General features: G+C 66.2%; 18 protein-coding genes. 10 read left to right on the forward strand and 8 right to left on the reverse strand.

Translation table 11 applies throughout. The annotated features are described in order from the left end of the window. Positions 1 to 81 precede the first annotated feature (81 nt). Genes B9C43_RS11540 through B9C43_RS11555 form a run of 4 tightly spaced genes read left to right on the forward strand, consistent with a single transcriptional unit; the run spans position 82 to position 3,879 of the window. Positions 82 to 1,008 (forward strand): hypothetical protein, encoded by a 927-nt coding sequence (locus B9C43_RS11540; protein WP_033388289.1) that lies wholly within the window; start codon positions 82 to 84, stop codon positions 1,006 to 1,008. Beyond that, on the forward strand, positions 1,008 to 1,448 hold the full coding sequence (locus tag B9C43_RS11545) for an ABA4-like family protein (RefSeq protein WP_084426064.1): 441 nt from the start codon (positions 1,008 to 1,010) through the stop codon (positions 1,446 to 1,448). Before B9C43_RS11540 ends, B9C43_RS11545 begins: the two co-directional genes overlap by 1 nt. A 23-nt stretch (positions 1,449 to 1,471) precedes the next feature. Beyond that, entirely contained in the window at positions 1,472 to 2,251 is a 780-nt protein-coding gene (locus B9C43_RS11550) for a purine-nucleoside phosphorylase (protein WP_033388296.1), read from the forward strand. Next, on the forward strand, positions 2,248 to 3,879 hold the full coding sequence (locus B9C43_RS11555; RefSeq protein WP_084426066.1) for a phospho-sugar mutase: 1,632 nt from the start codon (positions 2,248 to 2,250) through the stop codon (positions 3,877 to 3,879). Before B9C43_RS11550 ends, B9C43_RS11555 begins: the two co-directional genes overlap by 4 nt. Before the next feature lie 44 nt (positions 3,880 to 3,923). Here the strand turns inward: B9C43_RS11555 and B9C43_RS11560 are convergent, their stop codons facing one another. Next, complete coding sequence (locus tag B9C43_RS11560) at positions 3,924 to 4,151, reverse strand: hypothetical protein (RefSeq protein ID WP_033388286.1); 228 nt, start codon at positions 4,149 to 4,151, stop codon at positions 3,924 to 3,926. Positions 4,152 to 4,468: 317 nt separating this feature from the next. Between B9C43_RS11560 and B9C43_RS11565 the strand changes: the two genes are divergently transcribed. The 3 genes from B9C43_RS11565 (at position 4,469) to B9C43_RS11575 (ending at position 9,188) form a co-directional block, all read left to right on the forward strand. Continuing rightward, on the forward strand, positions 4,469 to 4,921 hold the full coding sequence (locus B9C43_RS11565) for a flavodoxin family protein (protein WP_084426068.1): 453 nt from the start codon (positions 4,469 to 4,471) through the stop codon (positions 4,919 to 4,921). Positions 4,922 to 5,045: 124 nt separating this feature from the next. Beyond that, positions 5,046 to 8,618: a S8 family peptidase gene (locus tag B9C43_RS11570; RefSeq protein WP_084426070.1), complete on the forward strand. Its 3,573-nt coding sequence runs from the start codon at positions 5,046 to 5,048 to the stop codon at positions 8,616 to 8,618. Positions 8,619 to 8,678: 60 nt separating this feature from the next. Beyond that, complete coding sequence (locus tag B9C43_RS11575; RefSeq protein WP_235038563.1) at positions 8,679 to 9,188, forward strand: M15 family metallopeptidase; 510 nt, start codon at positions 8,679 to 8,681, stop codon at positions 9,186 to 9,188. A gap of 4 nt (positions 9,189 to 9,192) precedes the next feature. On the opposite strand, the gene B9C43_RS11580 is transcribed toward B9C43_RS11575, so the two are convergent. From B9C43_RS11580 to B9C43_RS11595, 4 genes are read right to left on the reverse strand one after another with little or no spacing between them, the layout of a single operon-like run. Next, entirely contained in the window at positions 9,193 to 10,167 is a 975-nt protein-coding gene (locus tag B9C43_RS11580) for an aldo/keto reductase (protein WP_033388282.1), read from the reverse strand. Continuing rightward, positions 10,164 to 10,532 carry a MerR family transcriptional regulator gene (locus tag B9C43_RS11585; RefSeq protein WP_084426074.1) on the reverse strand — a complete coding sequence of 123 codons (369 nt, stop codon included), beginning with the start codon at positions 10,530 to 10,532 and terminating at the stop codon, positions 10,164 to 10,166. The genes B9C43_RS11580 and B9C43_RS11585 overlap by 4 nt, the downstream gene beginning before the upstream one ends. Positions 10,533 to 10,572: 40 nt before the next feature. Further along, positions 10,573 to 10,953 (reverse strand): type II toxin-antitoxin system death-on-curing family toxin, encoded by a 381-nt coding sequence (locus B9C43_RS11590; RefSeq protein WP_037251640.1) that lies wholly within the window; start codon positions 10,951 to 10,953, stop codon positions 10,573 to 10,575. A 15-nt stretch (positions 10,954 to 10,968) separates the two neighbouring features. Further along, the gene (locus B9C43_RS11595; RefSeq protein WP_235038564.1) at positions 10,969 to 11,169 is read right to left on the reverse strand and encodes a ribbon-helix-helix protein, CopG family; all 201 of its coding nucleotides are present in this window, start codon (positions 11,167 to 11,169) and stop codon (positions 10,969 to 10,971) included. A gap of 122 nt (positions 11,170 to 11,291) precedes the next feature. Between B9C43_RS11595 and B9C43_RS11600 the strand changes: the two genes are divergently transcribed. Next, positions 11,292 to 11,882: a TetR/AcrR family transcriptional regulator gene (locus B9C43_RS11600; RefSeq protein ID WP_084426076.1), complete on the forward strand. Its 591-nt coding sequence runs from the start codon at positions 11,292 to 11,294 to the stop codon at positions 11,880 to 11,882. 131 nt (positions 11,883 to 12,013) lie between these two features. Here the strand turns inward: B9C43_RS11600 and upp are convergent, their stop codons facing one another. Both upp and B9C43_RS11610 read right to left on the reverse strand, forming a co-directional pair. After that, positions 12,014 to 12,637, reverse strand: a complete 624-nt coding sequence (gene upp / locus B9C43_RS11605; RefSeq protein WP_084426078.1) for a uracil phosphoribosyltransferase — start codon at positions 12,635 to 12,637, stop codon at positions 12,014 to 12,016. A gap of 14 nt (positions 12,638 to 12,651) precedes the next feature. After that, complete coding sequence (locus B9C43_RS11610; protein WP_084426080.1) at positions 12,652 to 14,460, reverse strand: glycoside hydrolase family 97 protein; 1,809 nt, start codon at positions 14,458 to 14,460, stop codon at positions 12,652 to 12,654. A gap of 153 nt (positions 14,461 to 14,613) precedes the next feature. Between B9C43_RS11610 and B9C43_RS11615 the strand changes: the two genes are divergently transcribed. Then, the gene (locus tag B9C43_RS11615) at positions 14,614 to 15,267 is read left to right on the forward strand and encodes a DUF1707 SHOCT-like domain-containing protein (protein ID WP_033388274.1); all 654 of its coding nucleotides are present in this window, start codon (positions 14,614 to 14,616) and stop codon (positions 15,265 to 15,267) included. A 77-nt stretch (positions 15,268 to 15,344) separates the two neighbouring features. Here the strand turns inward: B9C43_RS11615 and B9C43_RS11620 are convergent, their stop codons facing one another. After that, positions 15,345 to 16,274, reverse strand: coding sequence for a DUF1996 domain-containing protein (locus tag B9C43_RS11620; RefSeq protein WP_084426082.1), 930 nt, complete (start codon positions 16,272 to 16,274; stop codon positions 15,345 to 15,347). 408 nt (positions 16,275 to 16,682) lie between these two features. Between B9C43_RS11620 and deoC the strand changes: the two genes are divergently transcribed. Continuing rightward, entirely contained in the window at positions 16,683 to 17,657 is a 975-nt protein-coding gene (deoC, locus tag B9C43_RS11625) for a deoxyribose-phosphate aldolase (protein WP_033394200.1), read from the forward strand. The last annotated feature ends 2 nt before the right edge of the window (positions 17,658 to 17,659 follow it).

Consider the following 17,659-nt stretch of genomic DNA (forward strand, 5'->3'; position numbering starts at 1 on the left):
CTTAGAACACCTTCAGGATGGATAGTGTACTTATCGATAGCGGATAGTTTCACTATCCACATCCGTCTGAGGGGACCAGAGATGTTGCTGAGAGAAGAAATCCGGACGTGGCACCGGCCATTACTCCTGCTTGCGGCGCTGAACGTGGCGACGCTCGTGCTGTCGATCGGCGGGCTCGTGTTCGACGACCGCATCCTGATCGGTGACCCGATCTGGCAGAAGCCGTTCAAGTTCTCCGTGTCGATCGCGATCTACGCGGTCACCCTGGCCTGGATGATTTCCCTGCTGCAGAAGGGAAAGCGGGTCGCCTGGTGGATGGGCCTTGTCACATCGGTGATGCTGGCCGTCGAGATGGTGGTCATCGTCGGCCAGACCATCCGTGGCGTGCCAAGCCACTTCAACAACACCCCTGGTCTGGACTCGCTGCTGTTCGACGTGATGGCCTACGCGATCATCGTGCTGTGGGTGTCCAACGTGGTCGTCGCGATCGTGTTGCTGCGCCAGCGAGTGGTCGACGCGCCGATGATGTGGGCGATCCGGCTCGGCATGGTGATCGCGCTCGCCGGGATGGCCGTGGCGTTCTTCATGCCGCCGCCCACCCCTGAGCAGCTGGAACTGCTGCGCAACGACATCGACCCGGCGATGATCGGCGGCCACTCGGTCGGCGTCGCCGACGGCGGACCGGGCATGCCGATCACCGGCTGGAGCACGGTCGGCGGCGACCTGCGGATCCCGCACTTCGTCGGAATCCATGCCATGCAGGTCCTTCCGTTGCTGGTGTTGTTCCTGCGCAGGCGGTTCGAAGCCGAGCAGATCCGCACGCGACTGGTGCTGATCGGCGGGATCTTCTACGCCGGCCTGCTGGGTCTGGTGCTCTGGCAGGCGTTGCGTGGGCAGTCTTTGATCGCCCCGGACAGCCTCACCCTGGGTGTGCTGGGTGTTCTGGTGGTCGGCTCCGCGGGCGCCTGGGCCTCGGCGGTCCGCTCCAAGGGAAAGGCACTGGTCTGATGTCGTTCTTGTTCCAGCTCAGCTTCTACCTGGCCGCACCGTTCTGGGCGTTGATGATCCTGGCGCCGGGGTGGACGTGGACCCGCCGGATCGTCGGCTCGCCGCTGATCATCGCACCGATTGCCGTGCTCTACCTGGTGATCGCGATCCCGCGGCTGGGCGATGTGCTGCCGTTGGTGACCGGGCCGACGCTGACCGGGCTGCAGGACGCGATGGCCGACGGTGGCGCCGCGACGTTGGTGTGGGCGCACATCATCGCGTTCGACCTGTTCGTCGGGCGATGGATGTACCTCGAAGCCCGCTCGCGGCTCCACCCACTGGTGATGGCGCCGATACTCGTGGTGACGATCCTGTTCGCGCCCATCGGGTTCCTGGTGTTCCTCGTGGTCCGCCAGTCGACAAAGGAGCGTTTGCCAGTTGACGTAGGCTCCGGCCCGTGACCGGTACACAGCAAGAACCACAGATCCTCGCCCAGTCGGCTGCCGCGGCGTTGGCCGAGCGCACCGGCTCGGAAACGCACGACATCGCCGTGGTGCTCGGCTCCGGCTGGAAGCCCGCGGCCGACGAGATCGGCCAGGACGGGATCGAGGTGCCGGTGGCCGAACTGCCCGGTTTCCTCGCCCCGGTGGTGGCCGGGCACGGCGGGAGCATCCGGTCGGTCGAGGTCGGCGACAAGCGTGTACTGCTCATGCTCGGCCGCACACACCGCTACGAGGGTCACCCCGTCCACCAGGTCGTGCACGGCGTGCGCACCGCGGCGGCGGCCGGGTGCCGGACGATCGTGCTGACCAACGCGGCTGGCGGGATCCGTGAGGGCTACTGGGTCGGTCAGCCGGTGCTGATCAGCGACCACCTGAACCTGACGGCCACGTCACCGCTGGTCGGCGCGGAGTTCGTCGACCTGACGGACCTGTACTCGTCGCGGCTGCGGGACGTGGCCCGCGGGATCGACGCGTCACTGCAGGAAGGCGTCTACGCGGGGCTGCCGGGGCCGCACTTCGAGACGCCGGCGGAGATCCGGATGCTGCGGACGATCGGGGCGGACCTGGTCGGCATGTCGACCGTGCTCGAGGCGATCGCGGCGCGCGCGGCCGGGATGGAGGTGTTCGGCCTGTCGATGGTGACCAACCTGGCGGCCGGGCTGACCGGGCAGCCGCTGAACCACCTCGAGGTGCTCGAAGCGGGCCGCCAGGCGGCGACCGAGATGGGCAAGTTGTTGCGCGAACTGGTGGTCCGGGCGTGAGCCTGTCGTCGACGCTGCGGGACAAGACCTTCCGCTGGATCGCCGACGACGTCGACCCAGACGCGCGCACCGAGCTTCAGCAAGTGCTTGCTCGGGCAATGGGCGGGGCGCCGGAAGCATTGGTGGAACTGGAAGACCGGATGGCCGGCCCGTTGACGTTCGGCACAGCCGGCCTACGCGGTCCGGTCCGTGCGGGCATCAACGGGATGAACCGGTCCGTGGTCGTCCGTACGACCTATGGGGTCGCATCATGGCTTGTCCACAAGGGACATGCAGGCGGCCTTGTCGTCGTCGGCCGGGACGCGCGTAACGGGTCGGCGGCTTTCTTCCGTGACGTGGTCGCGGTTCTGACGGCCGCCGGTTTCCAGGTCTGCCAGCTTGATGGTCCTCTACCGACGCCCATCACCGCGTTCGCCGTACGCCATCTTGGTGCTGTCGCCGGAATCCAGATCACCGCTTCACACAACCCGCCCGCGGACAACGGTTACAAGCTGTACGACGCGGACGGAACGCAGATCGTGCCACCGGACGACCGGCTCATCGAAGCCGCGATCCGGGACGCACCCGCGGCCGTGTCCATTCCGCGGACCGAGATTCCTTTGGAGACTCGGCAGGATGTCGTCGACGCGTACTTCGCTCGTGCCGCCACCTTGCCGCGTGGTGTTTCCCGCGATCTGAAGGTCGTGTTGACGCCGATGCACGGCGTTGGCGGACAGCCTGCCCTGGAAGCCTTGCGGTTGGCCGGGTTCACGGATGTCTCGCTGGTTTCGGCCCAGGCCGACCCGGATCCGGCATTCCCGACCGTGACGTTCCCGAACCCGGAGGAGCCCGGCGCTTCGGACCTGCTGTTGGCGGCCGCTGATTCCCTTGGCGCCGACCTAGCGATTGCTCTGGATCCGGATGCCGACCGATGTGCGCTGGGTGTGCGTGACAACGGCACATGGCGAATGCTTCGCGGCGACGAAACCGGTGCGCTCCTAGGCAATTACATCCTGTCCACTTTGGGCACTCCGGATGCCCTGGTGGCCACGACGATCGTCTCTTCGTCGTTGCTCGGCTCGATCGCTTCCGCTTACGGCGCCCGGTATGCCGAGACCCTGACCGGCTTCAAATGGCTCGTGCGCGCGGGCGACGGCTTGGTGTTCGCATACGAAGAAGCGCTCGGCAACAGCGTCGACCCATCGTATGTCCGGGACAAGGACGGCATCTCGGCCGCCGTGGTGGCCTGCGACCTCGCCGCTTCCTTGAAGGCTTCCGGCCGCAACTTGCTCGACGTGCTCGACGAGTTGGCGGTGGCGCATGGCGTGCACCTGACTGACCAGGTTTCTTTGCGTGTCACCGAGTTGCCGCTGATCGGCCGCCTGATGGCGCAGTTGCGGTCCGCTCCGCCCGGCGAGATCGCCGGAGTTTCGGTCACGTCGGAAGACCTGCTTCCCGAGGCTGACGTGCTCCGGTTCACCGGGCCAGGCCTGCGTGTCGTGGTCCGACCGTCCGGTACGGAGCCGAAGCTCAAGGCGTACCTGGAAGTCGTCGAACCCGTCTCTGGTGATCTGCCCGCCGCACGCTCTGCCGCCCAGACCCGCTTGGCCGAGGTGCGCACGGCAGTGTCGGAACTGTTGGGAGCCTGAGACGTCCTTGGTCTCCGGCTTTGCAGGCGCCGGAGACCAAGGGATCATTCTTCACCTTGGTCACGACTGCGTGGGATCGCGTTTCTGCCCCGCGTGAGCTTCTCAGCCACAGTCCAGGAGCGGGTTCGGCGCAACGCTTCAGCGGCGATCTTCAGGTCCTGCGCGCCTCCGCGCTCATAGACGCGGTGCAAGAACCGCAGCACCATCCACTTGGCGATGAGCCCCGAGAACGTCGTCGCCCCCACGATCAGAGCAACCCACCAAACCGACATGGCACTCCACAACAATCAAGCCCTCCTGTGAGCGCGGAGGACCATCGTTGTACAGCCATGTTCAGTTGTGACACCACAGCAAGCGCTCCCGGTTCTGCCACACCGTTGGGCTCACACCTGCGCCTCAAACAGACAACGATGCGACAGGCCCCGCCTTGGCGGGCACCTACTTACCGTCAACCCTACCGGCGTACGTGCCGCGTCGGGAAGCCCGACCGGCGTGTCCCGGAACCGTAGTCCATCCATCACCGAAGCGCGTTGCAAACCCGTCCTAGGCCCAAGTTGACGCTTCGGCGGACTCCCGGCAGGCTCGCTGAGTGTCCACGCTGCTGATCGTCCACCACACTCCCTCCCCTGCCTGTCAGGCAATGTTTGAGGCGATAGTGGCCGGTGCCACCAACTCCGAAATCGAGGGCGTGGATGTGGTGCGCCGGCCAGCGCTGGCGGCCACAGTCCCCGACGCCCTCGAAGCAGACGGCTACATCCTCGGCACCCCAGCCAACATCGGCTACATGAGTGGCGCGTTGAAGGTGTTCTTCGACCTCATCTACTACCCGTGCCTCGACTCAACCCGCGCCCGCCCGTATGGCCTCTACGTCCACGGCAATGAGGGCACCGAGGGTGCGATCCGTGCCGTCGAATCCATCACCACCGGCCTCAGCTGGGCGAAGGCCGCGGAGCCTGTGAACGTCCTGGGCACACCTTCCAAGGCAGATCTCGAAGCCTGCTGGGAACTCGGCGCCACCGTCGCCGCCAGCTTGATGGAGTGAGTTCGGGTCGTCCCGGGTTTCATGGGCGCGTGTCGCCGTCAGCCATGCAACCAAAGGGGGCTACTCGGCGTGAGGGGATGTGGGCTGGCGGTAGGCGTCGGCCTCATCTACCTGAGGGATCCAAGTGGGCAGAAAGCAGTGCGCGGTCCTGACAGCCGCGTTGCTCACCGTCGGGCTGGTATCCACGCCAGCCTCGGCGGCTGAGCTCAAGCCGGAGAGCACCGCCGACGGACCTGGGACAGTCACCTTGATCACCGGTGACCGGGTGACGGTTCGTGGTGAGCGGGTGGCCGGGGTGCGGATGGCCAAGGGGCGTGAGCACATCCGTGTCTGGCGGTACGCGTTGAACGGGCATGACTTCGTTGTCCCTGATGATGCGGTGGGGCAGGTGGCCGCGAGTAGGCTGGACAAGCGCTTGTTCGACGTCACCGGGCTTGTTCAGCAGGGGTACGACGACGCACATGAACCCAACGTGCCGACGATCGTGACTGGCGCTACGGCGGGCCGGTTGGCTAGTGGCATTCAGGCTGTCGACATTCCCAAGGCTGAGGCGGCTGACGCCTGGAAGCAACAACGCCGGTCTGACCAGAAGGTCTGGCTCAACGGCAAGGTGAACGCGACCCTTGACCAGAGTGTCAAGCAGGTTGGTGCCCCGCAGGCTTGGCAGCAGGGGTTACGCGCGGACGGGGTGAAGGTCGCCGTCCTGGACACCGGGTACGACGCGAACCACCCGGATCTCAAGTCCAAAGTGGATGCCGCGAAGAACTTCACCGATGAGGACGACCGCGACAGCGTTGGCCATGGGACCCATGTGGCCAGCACGATCGCGGGTACGGGTGCGGCTTCCAACGGGAAGTACACCGGGGTCGCGCCGGGTGCCAAGTTGCTGATCGGCAAGGTCCTCGGCGAGTACGGCGGCCGTGAGGACTGGATCATCAACGGCATGCGGTGGGCCGTCGACAACGGCGCCAAGGTCGTCAACATGAGCCTTGGCGGCTCTGTCACTGACGGCACCGACCTGATGTCGCAGGTGGTGAACGAGCTTTCCGACAAGGCCCTGTTCGTCATCGCGGCAGGCAACTCGGGCGCGCCGGAGACCGTCGGCTCGCCGGGTTCCGCGGATCGTGCGCTCACCGTCGCGAACGTCACGAAGTCCGACCAGCTGAGCGTCACTTCCAGCCAGGGTCCGAGAATCAACGACTACGGGCTGAAGCCGGAGATCGCCGCGCCTGGCACGGACATCGTCGCCGCGCGCGCCGAAGGCACCATGACTCCGTTCTCCGTCAACGAGCACTACGCCAAGATCTCCGGCACTTCGATGGCCACTCCGCATGTCGCCGGTGCCGCCGCGATCCTGGCCGGACAGCATCCACAGTGGACTGGTGAGCAGCTGAAGAACGCGCTGGTCAGCTCGGCCAAGCGCTTGCCTGGCATTGACACCTTCGCGCAAGGCAGCGGCAGGCTGGACATCGCACGCGCCGTCAACCAGCAGGTGCGGGCCGATGGCGTGCTCGCGTTCGGCAACCTGTGGGGCAAGCAGGAGGCCAGCCGCAAGATCTCCTACGTCAACGACGGCCCGAATCCGGTTCAGCTCACACTCACCTTGGACGTGAAGCAGAAGCACGGTGGGCCGACGAACCTGTTCACCGCCGACAAGACCGTCACTGTTCCCGCGAAGGGAACCGCGCAAGTCACAGTCAAAGCAACCGCGGACGACAAGCCAAATGGCGAGTTCGAAGGCGTGCTGCGGGCACAGTCCGGTGACGTCGTGCTCACGACGCCGTTGACCGCGAACCTCAAGGGCGCCAAGAGCACCTTGACCGTCAAGGTGCCGTCACGGGAGGGCGACCCATACCGCGCGCTCGTGATCGTGCAGAACGAGGAGACCGGCGTCGCGGACGGGTACGTGACCGACTCTGGCATGGCCACGTTCGAGGTTCCCGCAGGGAAGTACCGTGCGCTTGGCCAGATTCTGGACCCGTCGTTCGCGACCACCATGTTCGCTTTGCCGGTTGACGTCTCCGGAAACACCGAGCTGACCGTCGACACCAAGCAGGGCAAGAAGGTCTCCGTCGGCATCGACGACCCCGAGGCACGAGTCCAGTCCGGCGGCGGCATCGGCATCCTGTCCGATGTGGACGAGACCGGTCCGCGACAGGGTGCCGCGGTGCTCGCCGGAGGCTCGGCGCAGAACCTCTACACCCTTGGCGGGCACCGGATGCGTGGCCTCAGCCTGAACTCGTCCAGCTACTGGACGTACCCGTGGGCCACGATCAGAGTCAACGGGCCGCAGGGTTACGAGTTCAGTTACGCCTTCCCGCCGGACAATCTGGACTTCGAAGGAGACCTCACCGCGCGCGTCGTCGACGTGGGCGAGGCCGACACCGAGTCGATCAACAAAGCGGGCGATGTGACCGGCGCGATCGCCATGATCACCCCGAAGGACTGGGACGCCCCGGTCTACCCGCCGGAGTCGCAGCTGCGCAGCGGGATCGAACTGCTGAAGACCAAGGGGGCACGGGCCGTCGTCTCGTACTTCAACCCGGCCGTCGAAGACCAAACGCCTCCGGCGTTGAGCACGGTTCTCGCGTTCGACGAGGCAGACCTCAAGGGCGTGCAGAACCTGCTGAAACAGGGCCCGGTCGAGCTCACGATCACCGCCCGGCCGAACAGCCCGGTCGCGTACTTCCTCGCCGACTCGGTCCAAGGCGTGCCGACCGGTCACGATTTCCGGTTCCGCAAGGAGTCGCTCGGCCGGATCGACCGCCAGTTCAACGACACGTTGCCGAAGGACACGTACCGCTACCAGATCGGCGTGCTCACCGCAGGCGACCTGATCGCCAACGCCGAAATCGAGGTCAAGTGGCCGCAGCGCCGGACCGACTTCGTCTCCCCCGGCGCTGAGCTGCTGCTGTACTCGGCCACGGGTTTCTGGGACAAGGGCGACTTCGGCGGAGAGGTCGCGCTTCCTGTACAGCTCAAGCCCGGCCAGCGGCACACAACCAAGATGTTCGCCGCGCCACTGGGCCCAGAGCTGACGCAGGCTCCGGTCAGCCGCCAGGACGGCAAGCCGGTGCCGGCGGCGTACCGGCTGAAAGACAAGATCAACCTGGCGATCCCGATGTTCGCCGACAGCGACCCCGGCAACGCCGCCCAGTTCGACGAGACCAACCTGGGCAGCACGGTGTTGCTGAAGGACGGCAAGGAAATCGGGCGCCGCGACGACCGGCCCGCGCTCGGCGAGTTCACGGTTCCCGCTGGGCCCGGACGGTTCCAGCTGATCGCGGACGCCAACCGGCCGCAGTCGGAACTCCTGTCGCCGAAGTTGTCGCCGAAAACCCGTGCCGAATGGACATTCCGCGCGGGTGCGGGCACGGACCAGCGGGCAGCATTGCCTTTGCTGGACGTCCGGTTCGACCTTCCCCTGGACGACCACAACACGGCAGCGGCAAGAAAACCGTTGTCCGGCAAGGTCACGGCCGCACACCAGCCGGGTGCACGGCAGTCGTGGATCACCGATGTCGCCGTCGAGGTCTCGTTCGACGAAGGCAAGACCTGGCAGCGCGCCAAGGTCAGGGGTGATCGGGTGGAAATCCCGGCAGGCCAAACCGGATACGCGTCGCTCAGGGCAACAGCCCGGGACATCGACGGCAATTCGGTGACCGAGACGGTGATCCGGGCCTACGCCATCAAGTAGTTACACAATCAGGACATTCCACGGATAGGACGAGGACACCAGCGCGCGAAAGTCATTGCCGTGAAGTTGGCAATCGTCGCGCTGGCCCTCGTCCTTTCCGCGTGCACCACGCTGATCCAGCCGAAACTCGTCTCGTCGCCTGATGACGGCGCACTGGAGGACAGCAGCGTCTCGCCGTACGACAATGACCATCCCGCGATCAGCAGGCTGGACCCGAAATTGCGGGACGCCATGCAGCGCGCGGCCCGCGACGCCGAAGCCAAAGGCATCAAGGTGGTGGTGACGTCCGGCTGGCGCAGCAAGTCCTACCAGCAACGACTGCTGGACGACGCGACCAGCAAATACGGCAGCCTCGAAGAGGCCCGCAAACACGTGAACACGCCGGACAAATCCACGCACGTCACCGGGCACGCCGTCGATATCGGCTTCACCGACGCCGCGGACTGGTTCAGCCGGAAAGGCTCGAAATACGGCCTGTGCCAGACCTACGCGAACGAGCTGTGGCACTACGAACTGGCCACCGAACCCGGCGGCGATTGCCCGCCGCAGCAGAGCAACGCCGCCGGATGATCAGTCAGCCGTTGACCAGCTTCAACGCCTCGGCGGAATACCGCTCGCCCGCGACATCGCCTGCGACCGAGGAGATCTGCGCGAGATCCTCGGCGGACAGCTCGATCGTGGCGGCGGCGATGTTCTCGGCAAGGTAGGTCCGGCGTTTGGTGCCGGGAATCGGCACGACGTCGGTGCCCTGGCTCTGCACCCACGCCAGCGCCAACTGGCCGGGCGTGACACCGAGCTTCTCGGCCAAGGCCTTCAGCGCTTCGACGATGGCGTAGTTCCGGTCGTAGTTCTCACCGCTGAACCGCGGCATGGTCCGCCGGAAGTCGTCTTCGGGCAGGTCCTGGGTGAGCCGTCCGGTCAGGAAGCCCCGTCCAAGCGGCGAGAACGGCACGATCCCGATGCCCAACTGGCGACAGGTGTCGAGGATCTCGCCCTCGATGTCCCGCGTCCACAGCGACCATTCGCTCTGCAGCGCGGAAATCGGGTGCACGGCGGCAGCGCGCCGCAGCGACTCCGCCCCTGCCTCGGACAGGCCGATGTACCGGACCTTGCCCGCCTGGACGAGCTCGGCCATCGCACCGACGGTCTCCTCGACCGGCACAGCCGGGTCGACGCGGTGCGCGTAGTACAGGTCGATGTGATCGACGCCGAGACGCTTCAGCGAGGCGTCACAGGCCTGCTTGACGTACTCCGCGTCGCCTCGGACCCCGGCGTCGGACGGATCGAGGATGCGCTTGAACCCGAACTTGGTGGCCAGCACGACCTCGGACCGGCGGCTCTTGATCGCCGAACCGACCAGTTCTTCGTTGTGGCCGAGACCGTAGACGTCCGCCGTGTCCAGCAACGTCACGCCCGCGTCCAGCGCCGCGTTGATGGTCGCGATGGACTCGTCCCGGTCAGCGGGCCCGTAGCTCTGGCTCATCCCCATGCAGCCGAGGCCCTGGGCGCTGACCTCCAGGTCTCCCAGCTTGCGCGTGGGCAGGGTCATGCGGAGGCCTCCAGCCTGTCGCCGTAGAGATCGATCTTGTAGTTCAGGACCGCGAGGCAGCCCTGCAGCTCGGCTATCCGCTCGAGCACGTCTTTGCGGTGGTCGATGAGGATCTGCTGACGGCGGGCCTCGGTCCCCACCCCGCGCATCCGCAGCTGCGCGTACTCGCGCATCATCCTGATCGGCATCCCGGTCGTGCGCAGCTTGGTCAGGAACTCCAGCCAGGCCAGGTCCTCGTCGCTGTAGCTGCGCCTGCCGCCGGAGTCTCTGGCAGGCGGCTCGACCAGGCCGATCCGTTCGTAGTAACGCAGGGTGTCGATGGACAACCCACTGCGTTCGGCAGCTTGGGCGATCGCGTAACTCACGCCCTTGACGCTAGAACCTGGAGTGCACTCCAGGTCAAGGTTATTTATGCGGCACGCCCCACGATTCAAACCTCGCGGCCATGCTCGCGATGTCGATCGCACCCCGGTCCACCTCGCGGACCAGGTCAAGGGCGTCGTCTTCGTCGGCGTCGATCCAGTAACCGTTGATGTCGCACAACGTCACGGCGGCGACCCAGCCGAGCCGCCAGTTGCCCTCGGCCAGCGGCCGGTTGCGGATGATGGACTCCATCAGCGCGGCCGACTTCAACCAGAGCGTGCCGTACGCCTCGACGCCGAGCACAGTCGCCTGCGGCCGGTGCGCCGCGGAGTCCAGCAGGCCGAGGTCCCGAACCACCAGATCTCCCCCGGTCACCGCCGCCGCGAGCACCAGCAGGTCGCTGGCGTCCAGGTAGGTGATCACCCGAGACTTATATCGTCAGCCGGTCCCGAGTCGCTCCAGCAGCCCCTGGTAACGGGGCAGAATACGTTCTAGTACGTCACCGATCTGCTGCTGCTTGTGCAGCTTGGACCAGCGTTCGGCGAGAGCCAGCCGGAGGATCTCCTCTGAGGAGCGTCCCTCGGCCGCCGCGAGGGCCGCGAGCTGCTCGCTTTCCTCGTCACTCAGGCGCAAGGTCATGGCCATTGCGGCATCTTAACGGTTGTGTCTCGAAAAGCAGAGGGCCGGCTGTGGCTGCCCTCCCGTTTGCCCATTGGTGCACAGTCGGTTCCGACTACGAAAAACCGGGCTAATCTCGACAAGTGCCGCGCCCTAAGACACATGACGAGGCTTTACGCGTCCGCTTATTGGCCCGTGCCGGGGAACTGCTGTCCGGTGAAGGACCAGACGCGCTGAGCCTGCGCAGACTCGCAGCCGACGTAGGAACGTCGACCACAGCTGTCTACTCGTTGTTCGGGGGGAAGCCCGCGCTCGTGCGAGAGCTGTACGTCGATGCCTTCCACAGGTTCGGCAACAGGCTCACTGAGGTGAGCCGGTCCGGCGATCCCGCCGAGGACCTCGTTCAACTCGGCCTGGCCTACCGCCGTGCGGCGCTGGCCGAGCCACACCTGTACCTGATCATGTTCACCAAGGCGGTGGCCGGCTTCGAGCCGGACCACGAGACCGCGGCCCACGTGCTGGGACCGATGGTCGAGGTGGGCCGCCTGGCAGGCTTACCCGACCCCGAGACCGCCGCGATGACGGTCTGGGGGCTCGTACACGGGTTGGTCTCGCTTGAACTGAACGGGAACCTGTCAGATGCCGGCCAGGTCGAGCGCGTTCTGCGCGCCGGTCTCGCCGGCTTCAGCGTCTCGGTGGCGGTACCTCGGGCGACAACCAGCCCGTACGCGTAGGCGAGCCAGGGCGGCGGGGTGCCCTGACTGCTTTCACCGATGTGACTCGACGCCTTCGGGCGATTGTCGGCTGGGGACATGACGAGTCACCTTGGTCCTCTGTAGACAGCACTGGCCAGCGTCGGACAGCTTCAGACAGCGCCGTACTGCCGGTCGCCCGCGTCGCCGAGGCCGGGCACGATGAACCCGGAGTCGTTGAGCCGTTCGTCGATGCTCGCGGTGACCAACCGGACCGGCAGGCCGGAGTCGGCGAGCGCCTGGATGCCCTCCGGCGCGGCGAGGACACACACCGCCGTCACGTCCGTCGCGCCACGGGTGGTCAGCAGTTCGATGGTGTGCTTCATCGAGCCGCCGGTGGCCAGCATCGGATCGAGGACGAACACCGGGCGACCGGACAGGCTGTCGGGCAACGACTCCATGTACGGCGTCGGCAGCAGCGTCTCCTCGTCCCGGCTCATCCCGACGAAGCCCATCTGGGCGTCCGGGATCAGCTTCTGCGCCTGGTCGGCCATGCCGAGACCGGCCCGCAGCACCGGGACCAGAAGCGGCGGGTTGGCCAGCCAGTACCCGTCGGTCCGGGCCACCGGCGTGTGGATGCGATCGACGCGTACGGGCGCGTCCCGCAACGCCTCGTAGATCAGGATCACGGTCAGCTCCTGCAGCGCGGCCCGGAAGGCAGCACTGTCGGTGCGCGCGTCCCGCATTGTGGTGAGGCGTGCTTTCGCCAGCGGGTGGTCCACCTCGACGACGTCCATGGCGGACACCGTACCTAGCGGGTCAGACGGATGGCGAAGCCACCGTTGCGTGCGGTTGGGACAGTCAATGTCTCCCCTTTGGCCACGGCGTGCGTGCTGAAAGTGATCTTGCCGTCGGCGCCATCCGCGTACAGCTCGGCTTTCCAGGTGCCGTCCGGCAGGAAGTCGAGCGGCACCGCGATCCGGCCTTGGTCGCCCGCGGTGATCGCACCGACGTACCAGTCAGATCCGGATTTCCTCGCCAGCACCGCGAGTCTGCCGGGCTCGCCGGCCACGAGCCTGGTCTCGTCCCACGCGGCAGGCACAGTGCGCAGCAGTTGCTCGGCGAGCGGCTGCGTGGCGTAGACCTCGACGCGGTCGGCGAGATGCTGCACGCCGGACTCGTAGACCACCGACAAGGCCAGTTCGGCAGCATCGCTGTTCGGCCGTACGCCACTGAAGGTCACCGGGGTGAAGTCCATCGAGCCGGTGAGGTTCCGGGTGAAAGGCAGCGTGAGGTAGTGCTCGATCGGGAACGGTTCGCGACCGGGCCGCGGCCTGGTTCCCTCGCCTCCGCGCACAGCCTCCACGGTCATCACGTGCGGCCAGGTGCGTTCGACGCCCCGCGGTATCGGCGCACCGTGGAAGTTGAGCATCAGCCGGTACTTCGCCGCGGCGGCGTAAACCGCGTCGTACCAACGCATCCGGTCCTGGCCGTCGGACTCGACGAAATCGATCTTCAGGCCGGCCGCGCCCCAGTCGGAGTACTGCCGCAACAGCCGTTCACGTTCGCTGTCGGTGTCGATCGTCTGCCATCGCACCCACAGCCAGATGCCCACACCGCGCTCACGTGCGTAACTGACAAGTTCGGGGATCCAGTCGGCGGACCAACCGGCGTCGACCAAGTTGTACTCCCAGCCCTGGCTGGCCGCGTAGTCCACGTACCGCTTCTGCAGTGCCAGATTGCCGGTTCCCGGTCCCCACCACGACCAGGCCGCCCGGCCCGGCTTGATCCACGAGGTGTCGGTGATCTCCGACGGCCGGGCCAAGTCGGTCACCAGGTCACTCTCGACCACCGTGGCGAGATCACCGACGACCATCGTGCGCCACGGTGTGGCCAGCGGCGCCTTCGCGGTCTCCGTCGGGTCGGGCAGTACCAGCTGGAACCGGCCGTTCGCGAGTCGCACGCGGGATCCGCCATAGTTACCGTCCAGATCGGACTCCATCAGCGCCAGCCATGTGTCGTCCACTTTGAACAAGGCGGGATAGCCGTACTCGACCGGGTCCTGGTCGGCGACTGCTCGGTGCACGTGGATGCTTTCGTAGTCGCCGCGCCCATTGTCGTACGGCAGTAGGAAAGAATCGGCGGTACGCGGGACGGCGAACTCGCTCGCTTCCCGGACCACGGTCACCCAGTTCGGTGTGTCGAAGACGTACCGGTAAGCCACGCCGTCGGCCGAAACCCGCACCACCACATTGATCCCGGCGAACCGCAGGGTGGTCTCCGCCGCCTCGCTCACATGCTGGAGCCTGCGGCCGACTGAGGTCCGGTACGTCTCGCGGACGAACCGCTGCGACATCCCGGTGTAGCGCAGTCCTTGGGTGAAGTCCCGGTGCGCCGTCTCGACTCCGAGCGCCGACGGTTCGAGCACGGTGTTGCCGTTGTGCTTGATCTCCAAGGTCAGCCGGCCACCGGCCATCCGCACGATGGCCGTAGGACCCTCGGAACGAGCCGGTGCCGTCAAAGTCCAGCGCAGCCCCGGGCTCGCCTGGCTGGTCGCCGGTACTGCCAACGCAATCACGAGCAGCGTGACACCCAGCATCACCCGCACGCGTCCGTTCATCTTTCTCCTTCATTGGAGGAACGCGGCGGATCCACCCCAGGATAGTCGGATGTCTGTCGGCGAATCACCCCCGTTTGGCCGCCAACAGGCGCGATTCATCGGGTGTATGGCTGGTGCTCCCCAGCACGCACGCGCGGTACTACCCTCTGGCAGGTGAGCCAAGACCAGCCTGGGGACCACCTGAGCATCCGGATCTCGAACGAGGATCGCGAGCGTGTGGCGCAGATCCTGCACAACGCGATGGCCGAGGGCCGCCTCGAGATGTCCGAGCTGGAGGAACGGCTGGACCAGGTGTACGCCGCCAAGACCTTCGGCGACCTCGAACCGATCACGCGCGACCTGCCCGTGCAGTCGAACAGCCCGGTCCCGCAGCCACACAAGGTGCCGAGCCCACTACCCAGCGGCCGAATCGTGCCCGGCGCGACGGTAGGGCCCCGTAACTCCGTCGCGGTGATGTCCGGCGTCGAGCGCAAAGGCGAATGGGTCGTCCCACAGCAGCACAACGCCATCGCGGTGATGGGCGGCGTGGAACTCAACCTGACGTACGCCCGGTTCGAGGCCCCGGAAACGGTGATTTCCTGCTTCGCGTTCATGGGCGGCATCGAAATCTACGTACCGGACGACATATACGTCATCGTCGACGGTTTCGGCTTCATGGGCGCGTTCGAGGACAAGTCGATGGGCCAGCCCGCACCAGGCCGTCCGGTCGTGCGGATCAACGGTTTCGCCATGATGGGCGGGGTGGAAGTCAAGCCGCCCAAGCGTAAGCACCTCAGGGACGCCGACCGCCACGAGATCGAAGAGTGAGCCGAAGCTAGCCGACGGAGTGGGATGAGTCCATACGAAGACGCTCATACGGACTCATCCGAGTGGCTGATAAACGATCAGATCGGGTTGCCGTTGGTGCCGCAGATGCGCTGAGCACGGATGCAGTCGCGCATTCTGCGTTCGAGCTCAGCCGGATCCCATGCGTTCATGAAATCGCCGTGGAACGTGAATCCGGGCGCTGTGGTGACGTTCGTGCCGTTTCGCGTGCCTGCGAGGGTCAGGCCGGTTCCGTTGACCGGGTATGTGATCAGGAATTCCGTGCGGGGCAGGACGACCGGGTGTGTGGGTGGGCAGACGAGGCCGGGTGCGAAGGCCATGTGGTCCTTGTGGTTCGGCGAGTCGAGGTCCCTGCCGTTCCAGCATGTGGGGAAGTCCAGGTAGGTCTCCAATTTGCTGCCGGGCGGGCAGTTCATGAAGTCTCGGCTGGACGCTCCGTGTCCCACACATGACCATCGGGCCGCTGGGTTCTGGTCCGCGGTGGCCGCGGTCGCGTTGCCGACGACGATCCGCAGGCCTTGTGGTGGGGCGACGGCTTGCGGCGCGTTGTGGATGCCTTGGTAGTAGATGATCACGCTTTCCGGCGCTACTGGCACACCGTTCTTGTACAGCGTCGGTACCCAGTACGCGGAGAGGTCCGCCGTTGGCTGGCAGTTGGTCGTGCCCGAACGCAGGGACTGCAGGGTTGAGTGGGCGTTGGTCGTGCGGTTTCCGAAGAACTCGTGGATGTGGGAGACGTTCGGCTGGTTCGGGAACACGATCGGGTCGTTGCCTGCCCGATGGCTTGAGAGGCAGTTCGCGCGAAACTCCGACGCCGCGAACGGCATGACCGGGCCCGCGTCGAGGGTCAGCGCGTGGGCAGAGTGTCCAGTCGGTGATTGAGTCGTGAGCAGGGTGACCACCAGCACCAGCGGGGTCACCGCGACCGCCGCCATGAGACGTCGGCGGAAACGTTTCCAACCTGACATTTGCAGGGTTTGCGCAGGCATGGGCCCTCCTCGTTGAGGTTATGAGAGCGCTCTCACGCTTCTCAATGTAACAAGAGGGTCAAGGCCGCGTGTCCACCATTCCGGCACAGTGAGATGCACGTTGCGACACGGCGTGTCCACCGTTGCGACACAGCGTGCCTGCCTTTGCGGCACAGTCAGGGCACCGCTGGCTTTCAGGTGGTTGCTCGAATGAATTTCCGCGTGTCCGCCCCACCGGCACGGTGAGTCAAACTGCTCGACTCGCTTCCAGCTCGGTTGGCTTTCGCTTTGCGCCGCTCGCGTTCAACTCACCATGCCGGAGCGGCAGACACGCGCGGACGCCCGTCACCGAGGCCCCTCGCTCGCTTCGCTCGCGGGGTTCTCGCTGTTACCCGGGCGTTGCCCGAGCGCGCGCATAGACTCTGACTCATGGCCACACCCACGACAGCGCGGTCGAGCGAGGGGCTACCGCCCGAACTCGCCGACGCGACCCGCGACGAGACGACCCTGCGCAGATTCCTGCTCGGGCTGCCTGGCGTCGACCAGGTCGGTGTCGAACAACGAGCCGCTGGCCTGGCCACGCGGAGCATCAAGAAGGCCGCCAAACTCCAGGCCATCGACATGGCCATCTCGATGGTCGACCTGACCACGCTGGAAGGCGCGGACACGCCCGGCAAGGTGCGCTCGCTGTGCGCGAAGGCCCGCCGTCCCGACCCCGAACGGCCGGACGTGCCGCAGGTCGCCGCCGTCTGCGTCTACCCCGACCTGGTCGCGACCGCGGTCGAGGCCCTCGGGGGCGCGCCGATCGAAGTCGCGAGTGTCGCGACTGCCTTCCCGTCCGGCCGGGCCGCGCGGGAGATCAAGCTGGCGGACGTCAAGGACGCCGTTGACGCGGGTGCGTCCGAAGTGGACATGGTGATCGACCGCGGTGCTTTCCTTTCCGGCCGTTACGGCCAGGTGTTCGAGGAGATCCAGGCCGTCAAGGCGGCCTGCGGCGACGCGCACCTGAAGGTCATCCTGGAGACCGGCGAGCTGGTCACGTACGACAACGTGCGCCGCGCGTCCTGGCTGGCGCTGCTCGCTGGTGGCGATTTCATCAAGACCTCGACCGGCAAGGTGTCCCCAGCGGCCACACTCCCGGTCACGCACGTGATGCTGCAGGCCGTGCACGACTGGCACAAGGCGACCGGTGAGCTGCGTGGGGTGAAGCCCGCGGGCGGCATCCGGGACACCAAGACCGCGGTCCGCTACCTCGTCGCGGTGCACGAAGTCGCCGGGCCGCAGTGGCTCGACCCCAAGCTGTTCCGGTTCGGCGCGTCCAGCCTGCTCAACGACCTGCTGATGCAGCGAAGGACCCAACTCGAGGGCCACTACAGCGGCCCGGACTATGTGACGGTGGACTGACA

Source organism: Kibdelosporangium aridum (assembly GCF_900176515.1).
GTDB classification, from domain to species: domain Bacteria; phylum Actinomycetota; class Actinomycetes; order Mycobacteriales; family Pseudonocardiaceae; genus Kibdelosporangium; species Kibdelosporangium aridum.